Origin of the sequence: Glutamicibacter sp. NPDC087831, from assembly GCF_044742845.1 — a bacterium.
Lineage (GTDB): Bacteria > Actinomycetota > Actinomycetes > Actinomycetales > Micrococcaceae > Glutamicibacter.
The window spans coordinates 120567-136207 of sequence record NZ_JBIUVH010000004.1 but is presented as its reverse complement, the minus strand read 5'-3'; the positions used below and the strand labels follow the sequence as shown (position 1 = coordinate 136207).

16 protein-coding genes are annotated in these 15641 nt (G+C 60.1%); 7 read left to right on the top strand and 9 right to left on the bottom strand.

The window, feature by feature from the left end; all coding sequences use genetic code 11:
- The first annotated feature begins 196 nt into the window (after positions 1 to 196).
- Positions 197 to 1240, top strand: coding sequence for an LLM class flavin-dependent oxidoreductase (locus tag ACIOJF_RS13620; protein WP_402741745.1), 1044 nt, complete (start codon positions 197 to 199; stop codon positions 1238 to 1240).
- Between the two features lie 16 nt (positions 1241 to 1256).
- Entirely contained in the window at positions 1257 to 1937 is a 681-nt protein-coding gene (locus ACIOJF_RS13615) for an NADPH-dependent F420 reductase (protein WP_402473753.1), read from the top strand.
- Here ACIOJF_RS13615 and ACIOJF_RS13610 read toward each other — a convergent pair.
- The 3 genes from ACIOJF_RS13610 to ACIOJF_RS13600 form a co-directional block, all read right to left on the bottom strand.
- Complete coding sequence (locus tag ACIOJF_RS13610) at positions 1920 to 2228, bottom strand: hypothetical protein (protein WP_402741744.1); 309 nt, start codon at positions 2226 to 2228, stop codon at positions 1920 to 1922. The two genes, ACIOJF_RS13615 and ACIOJF_RS13610, sit on opposite strands and share 18 nt — an antisense overlap.
- Positions 2225 to 3331, bottom strand: a complete 1107-nt coding sequence (locus tag ACIOJF_RS13605; RefSeq protein ID WP_402741743.1) for an FAD-dependent oxidoreductase — start codon at positions 3329 to 3331, stop codon at positions 2225 to 2227. The genes ACIOJF_RS13610 and ACIOJF_RS13605 overlap by 4 nt, the downstream gene beginning before the upstream one ends.
- A 200-nt stretch (positions 3332 to 3531) precedes the next feature.
- Positions 3532 to 3879 (bottom strand): zinc ribbon domain-containing protein YjdM, encoded by a 348-nt coding sequence (locus ACIOJF_RS13600; protein WP_121866008.1) that lies wholly within the window; start codon positions 3877 to 3879, stop codon positions 3532 to 3534.
- A 207-nt stretch (positions 3880 to 4086) separates the two neighbouring features.
- Between ACIOJF_RS13600 and ACIOJF_RS13595 the strand changes: the two genes are divergently transcribed.
- The 5 genes from ACIOJF_RS13595 to ACIOJF_RS13575 all read left to right on the top strand — a co-directional run bounded on the left by ACIOJF_RS13595 (position 4087) and on the right by ACIOJF_RS13575 (position 9967).
- Positions 4087 to 5280, top strand: coding sequence for a siderophore-interacting protein (locus tag ACIOJF_RS13595; protein WP_402735268.1), 1194 nt, complete (start codon positions 4087 to 4089; stop codon positions 5278 to 5280).
- An 83-nt stretch (positions 5281 to 5363) separates the two neighbouring features.
- Entirely contained in the window at positions 5364 to 6527 is a 1164-nt protein-coding gene (gene fepB / locus ACIOJF_RS13590; RefSeq protein ID WP_402741742.1) for a Fe2+-enterobactin ABC transporter substrate-binding protein, read from the top strand.
- 143 nt (positions 6528 to 6670) lie between these two features.
- Positions 6671 to 7378: a DUF1524 domain-containing protein gene (locus tag ACIOJF_RS13585; RefSeq protein ID WP_402741741.1), complete on the top strand. Its 708-nt coding sequence runs from the start codon at positions 6671 to 6673 to the stop codon at positions 7376 to 7378.
- 170 nt (positions 7379 to 7548) lie between these two features.
- Positions 7549 to 7761: a hypothetical protein gene (locus tag ACIOJF_RS13580; RefSeq protein ID WP_038991944.1), complete on the top strand. Its 213-nt coding sequence runs from the start codon at positions 7549 to 7551 to the stop codon at positions 7759 to 7761.
- A gap of 175 nt (positions 7762 to 7936) precedes the next feature.
- Positions 7937 to 9967 carry a 5'-nucleotidase C-terminal domain-containing protein gene (locus tag ACIOJF_RS13575; RefSeq protein ID WP_402735266.1) on the top strand — a complete coding sequence of 677 codons (2031 nt, stop codon included), beginning with the start codon at positions 7937 to 7939 and terminating at the stop codon, positions 9965 to 9967.
- A 65-nt stretch (positions 9968 to 10032) separates the two neighbouring features.
- Here the strand turns inward: ACIOJF_RS13575 and ACIOJF_RS13570 are convergent, their stop codons facing one another.
- From ACIOJF_RS13570 to ACIOJF_RS13545, 6 genes are all read right to left on the bottom strand, one after another.
- Positions 10033 to 10356 (bottom strand): putative quinol monooxygenase, encoded by a 324-nt coding sequence (locus ACIOJF_RS13570; RefSeq protein ID WP_402741740.1) that lies wholly within the window; start codon positions 10354 to 10356, stop codon positions 10033 to 10035.
- A gap of 4 nt (positions 10357 to 10360) precedes the next feature.
- On the bottom strand, positions 10361 to 10780 hold the full coding sequence (locus ACIOJF_RS13565; protein WP_402741739.1) for an MmcQ/YjbR family DNA-binding protein: 420 nt from the start codon (positions 10778 to 10780) through the stop codon (positions 10361 to 10363).
- A gap of 10 nt (positions 10781 to 10790) precedes the next feature.
- A complete protein-coding gene (locus ACIOJF_RS13560; RefSeq protein ID WP_402741738.1) occupies positions 10791 to 11207 on the bottom strand; it encodes a CoA-binding protein in 417 nt (138 codons plus the stop codon).
- Positions 11208 to 11310: 103 nt separating this feature from the next.
- Positions 11311 to 12729, bottom strand: a complete 1419-nt coding sequence (locus tag ACIOJF_RS13555; RefSeq protein WP_402741737.1) for an NtaA/DmoA family FMN-dependent monooxygenase — start codon at positions 12727 to 12729, stop codon at positions 11311 to 11313.
- Between the two features lie 2 nt (positions 12730 to 12731).
- The gene (locus ACIOJF_RS13550; RefSeq protein ID WP_402735261.1) at positions 12732 to 13973 is read right to left on the bottom strand and encodes an acyl-CoA dehydrogenase family protein; all 1242 of its coding nucleotides are present in this window, start codon (positions 13971 to 13973) and stop codon (positions 12732 to 12734) included.
- Between the two features lie 38 nt (positions 13974 to 14011).
- Positions 14012 to 15634, bottom strand: a complete 1623-nt coding sequence (locus ACIOJF_RS13545) for an ABC transporter ATP-binding protein (RefSeq protein WP_402741736.1) — start codon at positions 15632 to 15634, stop codon at positions 14012 to 14014.
- Positions 15635 to 15641 lie beyond the last annotated feature (7 nt).

Sequence of the window (15641 nt, the reverse complement as noted above, 5' to 3'; positions counted from 1 at the left end):
CGCCAAACTCGAACGAATGGCGTTCCCACCGTAGCCGTGCGCGGCGAGTCCAATCCAGCACGAATCCGTTGCAGTTTGGCTCCTTTGCAGCTCTCAATAGATCAGCTGGAGAGGGTCAAACTAAAGTAGTTGACACGTCAATGAATTAAGGTGATAATTGATGCATCAACCAAGTATTTGAAACGGGGAACACGCAATGAACGCCTTCGAGAACATCGAATTCGGCCTCGACACCTTTGGCGACGTACCCAGCGACAAGTCAGGCAAGCTGGTAACCCATGCCCAGGGCATCCGCGCCACGGTCCAGGAAGCCATCGCGGCCGATCAGGCCGGCGTCGATGTGATCGCTGTCGGCGAACACCACCGCCCGGAATACGCCATCTCCAGCCCCGAGACCGTTCTGGCGGGCATTGCCACGGCGACCGAGCGGATCCGCCTCGGATCCGGCGTGACCGTGCTGTCCTCCGACGATCCGGTCCGCGTCTTCCAGCGCTTCGCCACTGTTGATGCCTTGTCCAACGGACGTGCCGAGGTCATGCTGGGCCGCGGCTCCTTTACCGAGTCCTTCCCGTTGTTCGGCCATGACATGGCTGACTACGAACTGCTTTTCGACGAGAAGATCGACCTGTTCCACAAGCTGCTCGACGAAAAGCCGGTGACCTGGCAGGGAACCAAGCGTGCACCGCTGGAGGATATGGAAGTATTCCCGAAGACCGAGTCCGGCCGCCTGAACACCTGGGTGGGCGTGGGCGGTTCCCCGCAGTCGGTCATCCGCACGGCGCACTATGGATTGCGCATGATGCTCGCTGTCATCGGCGGGTCCCCCGAGCGCTTCGCACCCTACATCGACCTGTACCGCCGGGCCAACGACCAGTTCGGCCACCCAACCCTGCCCGTGGGCCTGCACTCCCCCGGCTTCGTGGCAGAAACCGACGAGCTGGCCCGCGAGCACATGTTCGACGCCTACAAGGAACAGCGTGACCGCATCGGCGCGTCCCGTGGCTGGAGCCCAATGGGCCGCGGAGAATTCGAGCACGAGATCAGCGAAGGCTCGCTGTACGTCGGCTCGCCGGAAACCGTGGCCCGCAAGATCGCCAAGACCCTCAAGTCCCTGGATATCGGCCGTTTCGATTTGATCTACTCCGGCGGCGCGGTAGAAGCTGGCGCCCGCTTGCGTGCCGTGGAACTCTACGGCGAAAAGGTCATCCCGCTGGTACGCGAAATGCTTTCCGAGAGCTAGACCCGGATTCGAAGACCTGCCTGAAGGAGAGAAAATGACACAGCAGACCATCGGCATCCTCGGCGCTGGAAAGATCGGCACGGTTCTTGCCCGCCGCGCCTTGCAGGCCGGCTACAAGGTGCTCATCGCCGGCTCCGGCGACCCCGGCGCCATTGCCCTGACCATCGAGATCCTGACTCCGGGCGCGCTGGCCGTGGATCCGGCAACCGCCGCGCGGGAAGCCGACATTGCCATACTGGCCCTGCCACTGGGCAAGTACCGGAATATTCCGGCTGCCGAGCTCGCAGGCAAGCTGGTCATCGACGCCATGAACTACTGGTGGGAAACGGATGGCATCCGCGAGGACCTGAACGGCCCTCAGGTCTCCACCAGCAATTTGATCCAGGAGTTCCTGCCAGGTTCGCGGGTCGTCAAGGCCTTCAACCACATGGGCTACCACGACCTCGAGGACGAGTCCCGTCCGGCCGGCGCCGAGCGCCGCAAGGCCATCGCGCTGGCCGGCGATCTGGACTCCGACGTTGACCAGGCAGCCCGGATCGTTGACGATTTCGGCTTCGATCCGCTGCCGATAGGATCCCTGGCTGAAGGCTTGCGCCTGCAGCCTGGCCAGCCTGCCTTCGGCGCGAACAAGCCGCGGGCCGAGCTCGCAGCGCTCATCGACGCCGCCCAGGTCCAGGCCTCAGCCGAGCTGCGCTAGCACCTCGTTCAGCGCTTCGGTGGACGAGGGATGGGTGAAGATCTGGTCGCGCAGTTCAGCGGCACTCATTCGCTGCCGCATGGCCAGCGCCACCAGATTCACCACTTCCTGGGAGTCCACGTGCATCAGCGCCGCTCCGAGGATCTTCTCGCTGCGCGCATCGACGACGAACTTGATGATGCCCCGCGGGTCGCCCACCATCTTGGGGCGCGGCATGGCGGCGATCTCGGAAACTTTCTTCACCGCGATCCTGACCTGCAGTCCCTGTTGTTCAGCCTGCTCCTCGCTCAAGCCGACGCGAGCCAGCGACGGGGTGGTGAAGATGGTGTACGGAACAGCAACCCGGCCCTTGGTGCTGCGCGATCCGTCGCCCAGCAGCCGGTTGGCCAGCACCCGATGGTCATCAAGCGAGATACCAGCACCCGATGGTCATCAAGCGAGATATAGGTGAACTGCTGGCCGCCATTGGCATCACCCACGGCATAGATGCCCGGAGCGCTGGTGGCCAGGAACTCGTCCACCACGATTTCCCCGCGGGAACCCGTGCGAACCCCGGCGGCTTCCAAGCCCAGGCCGGCAGTATTCGGCACGCGCCCCAGCGCGATCAGCACCGCATCGGCCTGCAATCGATGCACCTCGCCCTCGCGTTCATAGCTGACGGTAGCACCGTGCTCGTCCTGGCTGATTGAGCGCACGGAGGCCGAGCTGATGATCTCGGCTCCCGCATCTTCCAGGCATCCCTGGACCTCGGCGGCCACATCCGCATCTTCCTTGGACAGTGCACGGCTTCCGCGATCCAGCACCGTGACCTTTGATCCGAACTGGGCAAACATCGACGCGAACTCGATGCCGACATATCCGCCGCCCACCACGGCCAGGGTCTTGGGCAACGGGGCGTGCTGGATGGTGGTGGAGTCATGCACCCGCCCGCCAATCTGCGCGCCGTCGATTTCCGGGACTGCAGGGAGGGCGCCGGTGTTGATGATGATCGTTTCTGCGCTCAGTTCCAGCTCTTCTGAACCGGCATTGACCTTGATGCGCTTCGGCCCGGTGAATGCAGCCGTGCCGTTGACCACCAGCACCGAGTCCAGCTCGTCAAGCATGGAGAAGTTCTTGGCGCGCATCTTGGCGGTGAGCTTGTCCCGGCGATCGACTGCCGCGTCGAAAATCTGCTGGTCATATCCGCTGCCGTCCCGGTTTTCGGCATCAGGGATCAGCGCCTTGGTGGGGACGCAACCGATATTGATGCAGGTGCCGCCGTACATCTGGGAAGACTGCTCGATGATTGCCACCCGCTGGCCTGCCCGGGCCAAGGTGCCGGCCAGGGTCTTGCCGCCCTTGCCCCACCCGATGATTATCGCGTCGAGCTTTTCGTCCACGCTTGTTGAATCCACGGCAAACCCCTCGCTGCTGAAACCTTCTTTCCAGCACGAGTCTTGTTCCCGCGGGCGCTTCCGTCAACACTTCACGGATCTTCCCCAGCGGCAGACAGAAGCGCTGGGCATGCCACTTGTGGGAACTGCCATGAGCGTCTGAGTTCGGGATGCTTTCCATCGGAGGATTCTGGGACCTTATGGGACTCCGGATTGGAAAACTAGATCTTCTTGACGATGGAAGACTTCAATTCCATCTGCCCAAAGCCATCGACCTTGGCGGCGATGTCATGGTCGCCTGAACCCTGGACCAATCGGATGCCGCGGACCTTGGTTCCGGCTTTCAGCGCGCTTTGCGCACCCTTGACCTTCATGGTCTTGGTGATGCTGACGGTATCGCCGTCCTGCAGCACATTGCCGACAGCATCCTTGATCACCGCTTCGGCGGTTTCGGTGTGTTCGGCCTCGGCATTCCATTCATGCGCGCACTCTGGGCAGACCAGCAGGGCATCCATTGCGTAGGTGTATTCGCTGGAGCATTCAGGGCACGGTGGCAAGGTATCAGACATGGGGCTAATTTTAGTGACCGGATCTGCTCATTGTCGAATGAATCGAATATCGAATAATCCGCGGAAATCCGCGGTAGAAATGGCCAAGGCGCCAGGCGCATAGAGCTTGGCGTTCTGCAGATTAAAATGACTTGTTTTCTATGCCCGATATCCCCCATACTCAGGCATACAGGCGGGTGCTCACACCGGCCGGGTTAGGGGCACACCATGTCTAAGCATCACAAGTACAAGAGCTACGGTCCGCAATACACGGTGACACCTAGGGAAGGGTTCACCCTGGAAGTCCTGGCCCAGGCAGAAAAGGCTGGAGCGAAGGCCGGATACGCGGTGGCCAAGGAGCAGTTATACCGGAATATTGGCGACAACTCGGTGTTCAACGAGCAGCAAACCGACGAACTGCTGGCAGCTGCCGAACGTGCCGGTGCCGCCGCAGCGCTCGCCGCTGCACGCAAAGTCCTGGATAAGACGCTGCGCACCTCTTTCAAGCACTATCACCACCCGCCGGCGCAGGCCTCGCCCGCCCCTCTTGCTCCGCCACCCGCAGTCCCTTCGGAAACGCGCAGCTACGCAGAAACCTATGAGGAGCCCCTCGCCAGGCACACCCCTGCCCTGGGATATCAAGAACCGCCAAGGAAAAAGGTTGATCAGCACGTTCTGACGATCACCCGGGTAGAGCGGCTGAATGACCAGATGGTGCGCATCATCGCCGGTGCCCCAGATCTGGATGGCTACCGTTCCAATGGAGCAATCGACGAATATGTCAAAGTCTTTGTCGCTGATCCTGCCCTTGGACTCGAGCCTCCCTATGATTTGCGGGCCTTGCGACAACGCCTGCCCCGCGAACATGTCCCACGTTCCAAGTCGTACACGATCCGATGGATCGACGCGCTGGTCCCGGAAATCGCTATCGACTTCGTTGTTCATGGCGAGCCGGGCACCGTTGGCCATTGGGCCGGAACGGTGCAGCCCGGGGCTCCGCTGGTCATTTCGCCATCGCGCAGCAAGTCCTCGCTGTCGCTGAACGCCGACTATTATTTGCTGGCAGCGGATGAAGCGGGCATCCCGGCGATCTGCAAGGCTCTGGAAGCATTGCCCGCCGATGCGCACGGCATAGCGCTGCTCGAGGTTGCGGATCAGAACGCAATGTTTGACGTGAAACATCCTCCTGGAGTTGATTTACGCTGGTTGCCGCGCGATGGCATTTCGGCGGGACGCAGCACATTGCTGGCCGAGGAGCTCAGTTCCCTGCCGCTGCTTCATCTTCGGATTGGGTTAATCGCTCATGCAGAGCGTTCCGCGGTCAAGGAGATCAGCCACGTTGCCCGGCACTGGCACCTCGACAAGCGTTCCACCCATATCTCCTCATATTGGACCCTCCGTGAAGAGAGGTTGCGCCGCTAAAGACCAGGCTGCATGAGCGTCGGCATCGGCAATGGCTCTTCCGCAGCTCCCCTGCGCAAGAAGCAGCGGTTTACGCAGTCAACGTGATCCGCTTGTTCTTGCCCCAAGGGGCGTGCCTGCGGCTGGGGAACATAAAATGGGTTCGGAAAGAGATTTCGAGTAATACATTGCCGTCATATGCCGCCTGGCCAGTTTTTGGCCATCGGCCCAGGAGAACTTTAGTGCGCCCCAGCTTGTCACGAATCGCAGTTGCCTTGTTCATCAGCGCATTAGCCCTCTCCCTTGGCTCGTGCGCGACGACACCTGCCGAGCCAGCGCGGGATACGGGCACAGCGGCATTTGACGTCGGGCACTGGCCTCGCACGTTCACGGATTCATTGCAGAACACCGTAAGGATTCCGGCAAAACCTGAACGCATCGTCTCGACCTCGGTAGGGCTTACGGGCTCTCTGCTGGCCCTGGACGCGCCGGTCATTGCCAGCGCGACGGCACCGGAAGGACCAGACGCTGATCGCGACGGCTTCTTCAAGCACTGGGCTGATGTTGCCTCGGCTCGCAAAGTCGATCCGCTCTATGAAGTTGGAAAGTTCGATCTGGAAGAAATCACTGAGCAGAAGCCTGACCTCATCGTTGTGGCGGCGACAGGCGCAGACTCCGAATTAGGCAAGATTGGTGAGCTGCGAAAGATTGCACCAACCATTGTCTTGGACTATGCGGATAAGGATTGGAACGAACTTTCAAAACTGCTGGGGGAAGCCACCGGCACCGAAGACAAGGCACAGCAGAACACCGCAGCCGTTGCCGAACGGATCTCAACACTGAGAGCGAAGCTGTCAATCCCTTCCGGAACCACCGCCTCGCTCATTTCCTATGCTGCCCGTGGCACCTCTCCGATCGCCAAGGCCGCCGGGCCGTACGCGCAGCTGCTGAGCGGACTCGGCTTCACGATGGTTTCAACGCCAAAGCAGTTCGACACGTCCACGCAGCCAAGGGAGGATTTCAGTTTCGTCAGCTACCAAGACCTGCCAGCGGCGCTCACTGGCGATGCCACCTTCCTGCTGGCGGCGAACAAGAAAACCGCCAAGGAGTTTACCGCGGATGAATCATTAGCCCAGCTGCCTTCGGTGCAAAGCGGCTCCGTCTTCCCGCTCAGCACCCCGCACCTGCTGGATTACTACGCGGCCCAGGAGATCCTGGACTATTTCGAGCACGATTTCCCAGGTCTGAGTTCTTCCGAGCTTGAATAGCAGCAGTCTCTTATGCCTGTGCATTCAAAGTCACGCCACCACACGAAGCAGGCACGGCTAAATAGTCAGCCCCACTGCTTATAGTTCATGTCAGAGGCATTTTCCTGCTCAAGCACCGGCCAATTTAGGAGTAGTACCACCGCATGCGTTTGCTGCGTCGCACCTTAGCGTTTTTCACCCTCGTATCCACTCTTGTACTCAGTTCGTGCTCTTCGCTGGACGGCGTAGAGTTCCCTCCCCTGCCTGATGCGCAAGGCGCACCTGCCCCAAGCACCGAAGAGCAACGTGAGATCTATGCGGAATCCCTCGAACTGCTCGACGAAATTGCTGTGAAGGGCCGCGCGCCGAAAACCGGCTACGACAGAGCAAAGTTCGGCAAGGGGTGGAAAGATCCGGACCGCAATGGATGCGACGCGCGCAACGACATCCTGTCGCGAGATTTGGTGGACGTGACCTATAAGTCGGCCGCTCGACCCTGCGTTGTCCTGAGCGGACGGTTCGATGATCCCTACACGGGCAAGACCATTGAATTCAAGCGAGGCCAAGGCACCAGCACCGCGGTGCAGATCGACCATGTTGTCGCGCTGTCCGATTCCTGGCAAAAGGGATCGCAGGGCTGGGATGCCGACACCCGACTGGAATTTGCCAACGACCCGTTGAACCTGCTGGCTTCCGATGGGCCGACTAATGCTGCTAAGGGCGATAAGGACGCCGCATCGTGGCTGCCGCCGAACAAGAGTTTCCGCTGCGACTATGTCTCGCGGCAGACCCAGGTAAAAGCCAAATACGGCGTTTGGATGACCAAGGCAGAGCACGCCGCGATCGGAAAACTGCTTAAGTCTTGCATCTAGCAGCCAAGCAGCTTTGCCTGCATCTATAGCCGGACACAGGATATCCCAAGGTAATATCCACCTTAAGGCCTATCGTAAAGTCGATGGATTTGTGGCAAGATGGATGTTACTCAACACGATAGCGATTATGTTCTGCGATCGTTTGGCCTAATCCTCCACTGCAAAGGCGCATGATGAAGACACGAATTCCCGGGGTCCTCCTGCTGGTTTCCAGCGGATTCATCTTCTCTTTTGCCCTGAACACCGCGCAGCGCGATACGGCCACTGCCTGCTGGGTAGTCTCCACCCTCATGTTCATTGGAGCAGCGATGCTGCTGCTGAAAGCGATTGTCGGCTCCTCCACCGTTACCGCGGGAGACCCTCCGCGAAAGCGTCGGCAATAGCTGCAAAATTCCATTTTCAGAAGCAACCTCTCGGCCTACGGCTGGGAGGTTGCTTCTGTTGAATAACCGCCAGAACTTGTACTTCTGCACCTAAATTTAACGCTAAAACATCGACAGGTTCATTCAGATGCGATAGACATATGTCTTGTCACACTCGTCACTTTTAGGAGTACCCATGTCTGCATTCAGGCAGATAAGCAAACTCGGTCTCGCCTCGCTGGCGACGATTTCGCTGGCGGCCGGCGGTGCCGCAGCAGCCCAGGCTACGTCCACGCAGAGCCCATCTTCTTCCGCAGCCGCGAATGCCGCAGCAGTCACCGTGGACCTAGTCGGCATCAATGACTTCCACGGTCGCATTTCCGCAGACAGGAGCTCCGCAGGTGCCGCGGTGCTCGCCGGCGCCGTTGATGAACTGCGCGCAGAAAACGAGAACACCCTGTTCGTCTCTGCCGGCGATAACATTGGCGCTTCGACCTTCGCTTCCGCGTCCCAGGATGATGAACCAACCATCGCGGCGCTCGGAGCCGGCGGCCTGGATGTCTCGGCAGTAGGCAACCACGAGTTCGACAAGGGCTTTGCTGATCTGGCTGGACGCGTCATCGACAGCTACGCTGATTCCACCGGTGAAAACGGTGCAGATTTCGCATTGGGCGCCAATGTCTATGAAAAGGGCACCAAGACTCCTGCCCTGCAGGAATATGCGATCCGTGAAGTCTCCGGCGTTTCCGTGGGCTTCATCGGCACCGTTACCGAGGACATGCCCTCGCTGGTTTCCCCAGCTGGCATTGCCGACCTGGATTTCGGCAGCGAGCTGGAAGCAGCGAACCGGGTAGCAGCCCAGCTCTCCGATGGAAATGAAACAAACGGCGAAGCTGATGTCGTGGTGCTGCTTACCCACAATGGTTCCGCTGGCGACCAGTGCGCAGATATTGCCACCGAAGACAGCACCTATGGCACGCTCATACGCGAAGCCAGCGATGAGATTGACGCGATCTTCTCGGGCCACACCCACCAATCCTACGACTGCGACATCGCGGACCGCCCAGTCATCCAGTCCCACCAGTACGGCACCACCTTGGGCAAGGTTTCCCTGCAGGTGAATCCCGAAACCGGCGAGGTCACCGAAGCCTCCACTGAACGAATCGACTTGGCCGCTGAGGGCGCCGACGGCGAATGGGCCGGCAACTTCGAGGCCAACGCCCAGGTTGCAGAAATCGTCAGCGACGCTGAAGCCGAAGCCGAAGTGGTCGGGAGCGTGAAGATTGGCGCTATTTCCGATGACATCCTGCGCGGAGGCGAAGAACCAGGCTCAGACCGTGGAGTTGAATCCACTCTGGGCAACACCGTAGCCGACATCCACCTGTGGGCCACCTCGAACGAAGACTTTGCCGGCGAACCTGCCGAGATCGCATTCATGAACCCGGGCGGCCTGCGTGCCGACCTGCTCTACGGCGAAGACGGCACCGTGTCCTACAAGGACGCAGCAGAGGTCCAGCCATTCGCCAACACCCTGATCACCTTCAACCTCACCGGGGCACAGATCCGCGAGGCGCTGGAGCAGCAGTGGCAGCCGGCCGGTTCGGAGCGCTCCAAGCTGCATCTGGGCATTTCCGAGGGATTGTCCTACACCTACGTTGAGGAAGCCGCCCAGGGCAAGCACATCAAGGACATCACCTTCAAGGGCGAGCCGCTGGACGAGGAAGCAACCTTCCGGGTCGCGGCCAACGCCTTCCTGGCGACCGGTGGCGATAACTTCAATGCCTTCGCGGACGGCACCGATCACGCCGACTCCGGCCAGATCGATTTGGACGCTACCGTAAACTACTTCAGGGCACACGACGTCGTCGAGCCGGCTCCTCTGGGACGTTCGGTCCTGCTCGAAGAGGAAGAGCCAACGCAGTCGCCGGTTCCTTCGGATGACCCCTCCGAGGATCCAACCGAGCCAACTGCTTCGCCGGAACCATCTGAAGATGCGACCGACGAGCCCACCGGAGAGCCAACCAGTTCGCCCGAGCCAACTGGGGATGCAAGCGAATCCCCCGATGCCTCTGACGAGCCAAAGAACGACTCCCCGGATCAGAACACCGATGACCTGGCCGACACCGGGTTCAACGCCAGCTGGATCGGCATCATCGCCGGTGTAGTTGTCTTGGCCGGCATCGCCTTGATTCTGGTACGCCGCTTCGGCAACAAGGCCGGCCGCTAAAGTTCATAGGCAAAGGCATAGGGAAGAACCGTTGAGGTTCTTCCCTATGCCTTTGTCCCAGTTAATTAATCGATGACCAATTCGCCCATGGAATCCCAGCCCTCGCCGTCCACCTTGCGGGAGACGATCTTCGGGGTGGAGACCAGGTGTGGCCGCATGGATTCAAGACCGGCAGCGAAGTGCGCCGAGTTCACATGGGCCGCAGCGGCCTCGTCATCACGGAAGGCCTCAACCAGAACGAATTCGTTGGTGTCTTCAACGCTCACGGACCAGTCGAAGAAGATGTTTCCTTCTTCGGCGCGGGTGGCCGCGGTGAATTCAGCGACGTGATCCATGAAGGTCGGGGTTGATTCTGGCTTTACCTGGTATTTAACAACGATGAAGTACATGCCTCTAGTCTAGGCTCTCCGTATTAATTGTGCCTTGCAGGCGGATGTATTCTTTGTCCCTTCGGGGCATGCCGTCGACGGCCAGATCATAGGAATCCTCGATAAGTTCACGCATCAGGTTCAGGTCGAGTCCAGCACGCACGGAATTCCAGTGCTTCTTGTTCATGTGATAGCCCGGGGTGATCTGCGGATGCTCGTTGCGTTGCTGGTCAGCCAGGGCAGGCTCGCATTTCAGGTTCAGCACCAATTCGCCGTTCAGGTGCATGATCAGCCCGAACATCTTGCCTTTGCCCGGATCCCTGCCCGCCACCTTGAATACGGTGCTCTCAGGTCCAAAAGGATAATCTGCATAAGCGCAGGGCATGCTCAGGCACAGCTGCGCCCAGGCATTTTCCAGTTCATCTTGACCAGCTGATATCGCCATCAAAGCCTCGCTATCGGAATGGGTACTCAATCTTAGGGCAGGTATCCATCACCACGTCCAATCCCGCGTCCTTGGCTCGCTGGGCAGCGGCTTCGTCAATCACACCGAGCTGCAACCACACCGCTTTGGCGCCTACGGAGATCGCCTGGTCAACGATATCCCCCACCTTGGAGGAGTTCACGAAGCAATCCACCACATCAATGGGTTCCGGGATATCAGCAAGCTTCGTGAATCCCGGTTCGCCCATCTCGGTTTCCCCGCTCAATGACACAGGAAAAATCTTCATCGACAGCTCGTCGCGCAGGAACCGTGCGATGGAAGGAGCCACGCGAGCGGGATTATTGGTCAGGCCGACAACGGCCCAGCGCCCCGGTGTGCTCAACAGCCTGCGGATCGTCTCTGGATCATTTACGTGATGGGTGTCCATGCACGACACCCTACCGCGTTGCCGGCGATTCAGCTTCCGGGCATCAAAGAAAGACCAGTGGCCCGGACCCATCCATGCCACTGGTCTTTCAAGCTTGGGGAATTCAGTGCTGCAGCTGCGCTGCTTTCTGGGTGGATGCTGCGCTGTTCTGCGTGAAGGCTCCGCGGTATTGGGCCGCCGGATGATTCTCCGGGAGCTTGTCCCCGCGGCCGAACACCTTCTGCCGCAGGCTCCCCGGCGTGTACCGGGTTTGCGCCAGGCCGCGGCGACGCAGCTCCGGAAGGACGCCTTCGATGAAGTTGTCATAGGATCCGGGCAGTACGTGGTTCATGATGTTCAACCCATCAATCCCCGCGTCCTGCCAGCGTTCCAGCTCATCAACGATCTGTTCCGGAGTACCCACGATCTGCTGCGCCTTGGCACGGTAGTGCGCCAGGTCGCGCAGCGTGGGATTGCGTCCCGGGGTGGAGGCCAGCGCGGCCTCCAATACGCCCTGCGCGCCTTCGGTCTGGATCTCGCCGAGCGGGGTATCCAGGTCCAGCCCGCCCAAATCCACACCGATGCCGCCGCCGATGTGCGCAATGATGGCGTCCAGATCCAGATACTCGTCGTATTCAGCTTCCAAGGCCTTGGCTTCAGCTTCGGTGGAACCGACGACGAAAGACAATCCGGCAAAGACCTTGATGTCCTCGCGCTTGCGTCCGGCAGCCGCCAGGTGCTCGATCAGCTGGGCGTTCTTCTTCGCCACGTACTCGGCGTGCGGGGCAAAGAGGAACGTCGCCTCGGCGTGGGTTGCCGCGAACTGCGAGCCGCGTGGCGACGAGCCGGCTTGGAAAAGGAACGGAGTGCGCTGGGCGCTGGGCAGAGCCAGATGCGGACCGTCGATCGAATAGTAGTCGCCGCGGTGATTGACATTGTTGACCCGTGCCGGGTCGGCGTAGATGCCCGACTCCTTGTCGGCCAGCAGCGCGTCGTCCTCCCAGGACCCTTCCCACAGCTTGTAGGCCGCTTCAACATATTCCTCTGCCCAGGCGTAGCGGTCATCGTGCGCGACCAGGCTCGCCCCGCCGAAGTTGCGGTGCGAGTTCTCCAGCACGCTGGTGACGATGTTCCACGCCACGCGGCCTTGCGATAGATGGTCCAGCGTGGAAATCTGCCGGGCGAACTGGAACGGGTGCGATTGGATGACTGAGCTGGTCATCGCCAGACCGATGTCTTTGGTGGTGGCGGCCAGCGCGGAGAGCAGCACCATCGGGTCGTGGCTGGGCACCTGCATGCCCTTGCGCACGTGGGAGGCCCAGCCGCCTTCGTGGTCGCCGTAGAGGCCCACCACGTCGGCGAAGAACAGGTTGTCGAACTTGGCGTCTTCCAGCTTCTTGGCCAGGTCCACCCATAGCTCCAGCTCGTTGAACTTGTGCTGCTGCGCCTCAGGGTGGCGCCACATTCCGCCGAGGATGTGGCTTGAGGTGTTCATGAGGAAGGCCGACAGCAGGAAGCGCGGCCGCGATTCGAAGGTTCCCATGGCTACTTGGCTCCCTTGGCTTCACCGATCGAGTGCAAACCCGTCGGGATGGTTCCGTTGATGAAGTAATCGCCCACCGAACGGGCCTTGAAGGCCACTGGGTTGTGGGTGGCGACGGTGCGCGCGTTGCGCCAGAAACGGTCCAGCGACTTGGAAGTGGATACCGCCGAGGCGCCGGTGACGTCGAAGAGTTCGCTGGTGGCGTCCAAGACCAGCTTTGGTGCGGCCACGTGCGCCTGTTGCACGGCGAGCTCGGCGCGCAGGAAGGCCTCCTCGGCATTCAGGCCGAGGCTCGGGTCCAGTGCTGCGTCGAGGTCACGGGCCGCCGACACCACAATTGATTCTGCAGCGAATACGTTGGAGGCAAGGCGTCCTACGAGCTCTTGGATCTGCGGGTCGTCCTTGAACAGCGCGCCGGAGCCGGTGTTGAAGGTGCGGGTGCGGGTCGCCACGATGCGGGCGGCTTCGTTGCGGGCTGCTTTGCCGATGCCAACCAGCACCGAGAGCAGGCAGAGCTGGAAGAACGCCGGTTCCAGAGTGGATGCCACCTTGCGCTGGATGATGTTCTGCTCGTCCACCGCGACGTCGGTGAAGATCGCGGTGCCGGTGCCGGTCAGAGGCTGGCCGAATCCGTCCCAGTCATCCAGGATTTCGACGCCTTCGGCATGGCGTTCGACTACCGCATACTGGCGCCCCTCAACGCCGTCGGTGGTGGCCATGACGACAACCCAGTCCGCGAAGATCGATCCGGTGGTGTAGTACTTCTCGCCGCGCAGTACCCACCCGGCGTCCGTCTTGACGAGCTTGGTGTTGGTGCTGCCCAGAGCGTTGCCGCCGCGCTCGGTGGCGGCATTGCCGAAAATTTCCCCGGTAAGCACCCGCGGGAACCAGCGGTCCTGGAACTCCTGCGGCTGCAGTGCAATGGTTTCCACGAACGAGAAGTGGCTGCGCAGCAAGTGGCCCACGTTGGAGTCGGCCGCCGCCAATTCGATGAGCAAGCGGAACAGGTGCTCATGGCTAATCGGCGAACCTCCGTGGCTGGCTGGCACGCGCAAGGTGGTGAAACCTGCATCCTTGAGCCACTGCACCTGCTCGAAAGGCAGGATACGCTGCTGCTCGCGTTCGGTAGCGCCCTGCGCGATACGGGCGAATACCGGGCTGAAGTGTGCCAGAAGTTCTTGGTAAGCGGCTTCGGTATGTTGCTGGGCGGAATGACGGAAAGTTGCCACGGCTTCAGTGCTCATGGATGCTCCTTGTAGATTTTGGAATTGGTGTGAAATGGCTAGGCGGTACGCGTATCGGCCAATTTGCGAAGTACCTTGCCGGGATTCGCCGCAAGCAGGGTTCTGGTGTACTCATGCTGGGGATTGGAATAGATTTCATCGACGGTTCCCGACTCGACAATTTGCCCACGACACATCACGCCAACGCGGTGGCTGATCCGTTCCACCACATGCAGATCATGGGAAATGAACAGGTAGGTCAGTTGTTCTTCGCGCTGCAACTGGTCGAGCAACTCAAGTATTTGTTCCTGGGTGAGTACATCAAGTGCGCTCAATGCTTCATCAAGGACGAGAATTTTGGCACCGCTTGCCAAAGCCCTGGCAATGGCGACTCGCTGGCGTTGTCCCCCGGAAAGTTCTCCTGGGCGTCTTCCTGCTAGCTCTTCAGGTAGGTTCACCTGTTCCATCAACTGCGCTACTCGCTTGGCACGCCAAGCGGAATCACCCAGACGGTAGTTGACCATTGGTTCAGCGATGATCGAGCCGATCGACTGTCGCGGGTCCAGAGCGGAGTCGGGGTTCTGATAGACCAGTTGCGCGTCCCTCCACAGGTCATAGCGCTGCTTGCCGCTGATGTTGGCGACTTCTCTCCCGTTGACCCGCACGGATCCTTCGGTGGCTGGATGCATTCCCATGATGATTTTCGCTGTTGTGGATTTTCCGGAGCCGGATTCACCGACCAGCGAGAACGTGGTCCCTCGCTGCACTTCGAAACTGACGCCGGAAAGAACCTGGTGCTCGTTGCGGCCTTTGCCGAAGACCTTGCCGAGTCCTTCCACTGTGATCGCGATGTCGTCTGAGGTTGAAGGTTGTTGCCGGTCCTGATGCGCATAGGCCTGATCGAGCAGTGCCTTGGTGTACGGTTCAGTGCTCTGTGCAACCAGCGCCGGAACGCTGCGATCTTCGAGGACCCGCCCCGAATTCATGACCAGCACCCGGTCTGCGATGTCAGTCGCAACAGCCAGATCGTGAGTTACGAAGAGTACAGTGGTTCCCTTCTTCCGAGCCAGCGAAACGAAAACTTCCAAAACCGTGCGCTGGACGGTGACGTCCAAGGCGCTGGTAGGTTCATCCGCAATGAGCAGTTGAGGATTCAATGCGAAGGCAATGGCAATCAATACACGTTGTTTCAGCCCGCCAGAAAGCTCGTGCGGAAATTGATCCAGTCGGCTTTCCGCCCGGTCGATGCCAACGCTCTGCATCAGTTCGATTGCCTTGGAACGCCACTTGGCCTTTGGAACCGAGCGTGACGGATGCAAACGGAAAACTTCGATGATCTGGGAGCCAATGGTCTTCACTGGATTCAGCGAGGCGCCCGGATCCTGCGGGACTAAGCCGATTCCGGCGCCACGAATGGCACGCCAGTCGGACAAGGAAAGATTGGTGACTTCGGTACCGCCGAAACGCACGCTTCCATGGATCTCCGTCCCCTGCGGCAATAGGCCAATCAGGGTTTTGGTCAGCGTTGATTTGCCGGAGCCGGATTCACCGACAACGGCGACGATTTGCCCTGCTGGGATTTCCAAGTTGATGTTGTCGGCAGCCACGGTGCCTTGGGCATACTGGACTGTTAAGTCCTCGATGCGGATCACCGCAGGAGAAGCGTTGTTGGTTGCGTTCATGGTCTTG

Coding starts and splice junctions, on each gene's coding strand:
- ACIOJF_RS13585 (WP_402741741.1), top strand. CDS start 6,671: ATGCGTTTGCTGCGTCGCACCTTAGCGTTTTTCACCCTCGTATCCACT.
- ACIOJF_RS13560 (WP_402741738.1), bottom strand. CDS start 11,207: ATGGACACCCATCACGTAAATGATCCAGAGACGATCCGCAGGCTGTTG.
- ACIOJF_RS13575 (WP_402735266.1), top strand. CDS start 7,937: ATGTCTGCATTCAGGCAGATAAGCAAACTCGGTCTCGCCTCGCTGGCG.
- ACIOJF_RS13620 (WP_402741745.1), top strand. CDS start 197: ATGAACGCCTTCGAGAACATCGAATTCGGCCTCGACACCTTTGGCGAC.
- ACIOJF_RS13570 (WP_402741740.1), bottom strand. CDS start 10,356: ATGTACTTCATCGTTGTTAAATACCAGGTAAAGCCAGAATCAACCCCG.
- ACIOJF_RS13545 (WP_402741736.1), bottom strand. CDS start 15,634: ATGAACGCAACCAACAACGCTTCTCCTGCGGTGATCCGCATCGAGGAC.
- ACIOJF_RS13555 (WP_402741737.1), bottom strand. CDS start 12,729: ATGGGAACCTTCGAATCGCGGCCGCGCTTCCTGCTGTCGGCCTTCCTC.
- ACIOJF_RS13595 (WP_402735268.1), top strand. CDS start 4,087: ATGTCTAAGCATCACAAGTACAAGAGCTACGGTCCGCAATACACGGTG.
- ACIOJF_RS13600 (WP_121866008.1), bottom strand. CDS start 3,879: ATGTCTGATACCTTGCCACCGTGCCCTGAATGCTCCAGCGAATACACC.
- ACIOJF_RS13580 (WP_038991944.1), top strand. CDS start 7,549: ATGATGAAGACACGAATTCCCGGGGTCCTCCTGCTGGTTTCCAGCGGA.
- ACIOJF_RS13565 (WP_402741739.1), bottom strand. CDS start 10,780: ATGGCGATATCAGCTGGTCAAGATGAACTGGAAAATGCCTGGGCGCAG.
- ACIOJF_RS13550 (WP_402735261.1), bottom strand. CDS start 13,973: ATGAGCACTGAAGCCGTGGCAACTTTCCGTCATTCCGCCCAGCAACAT.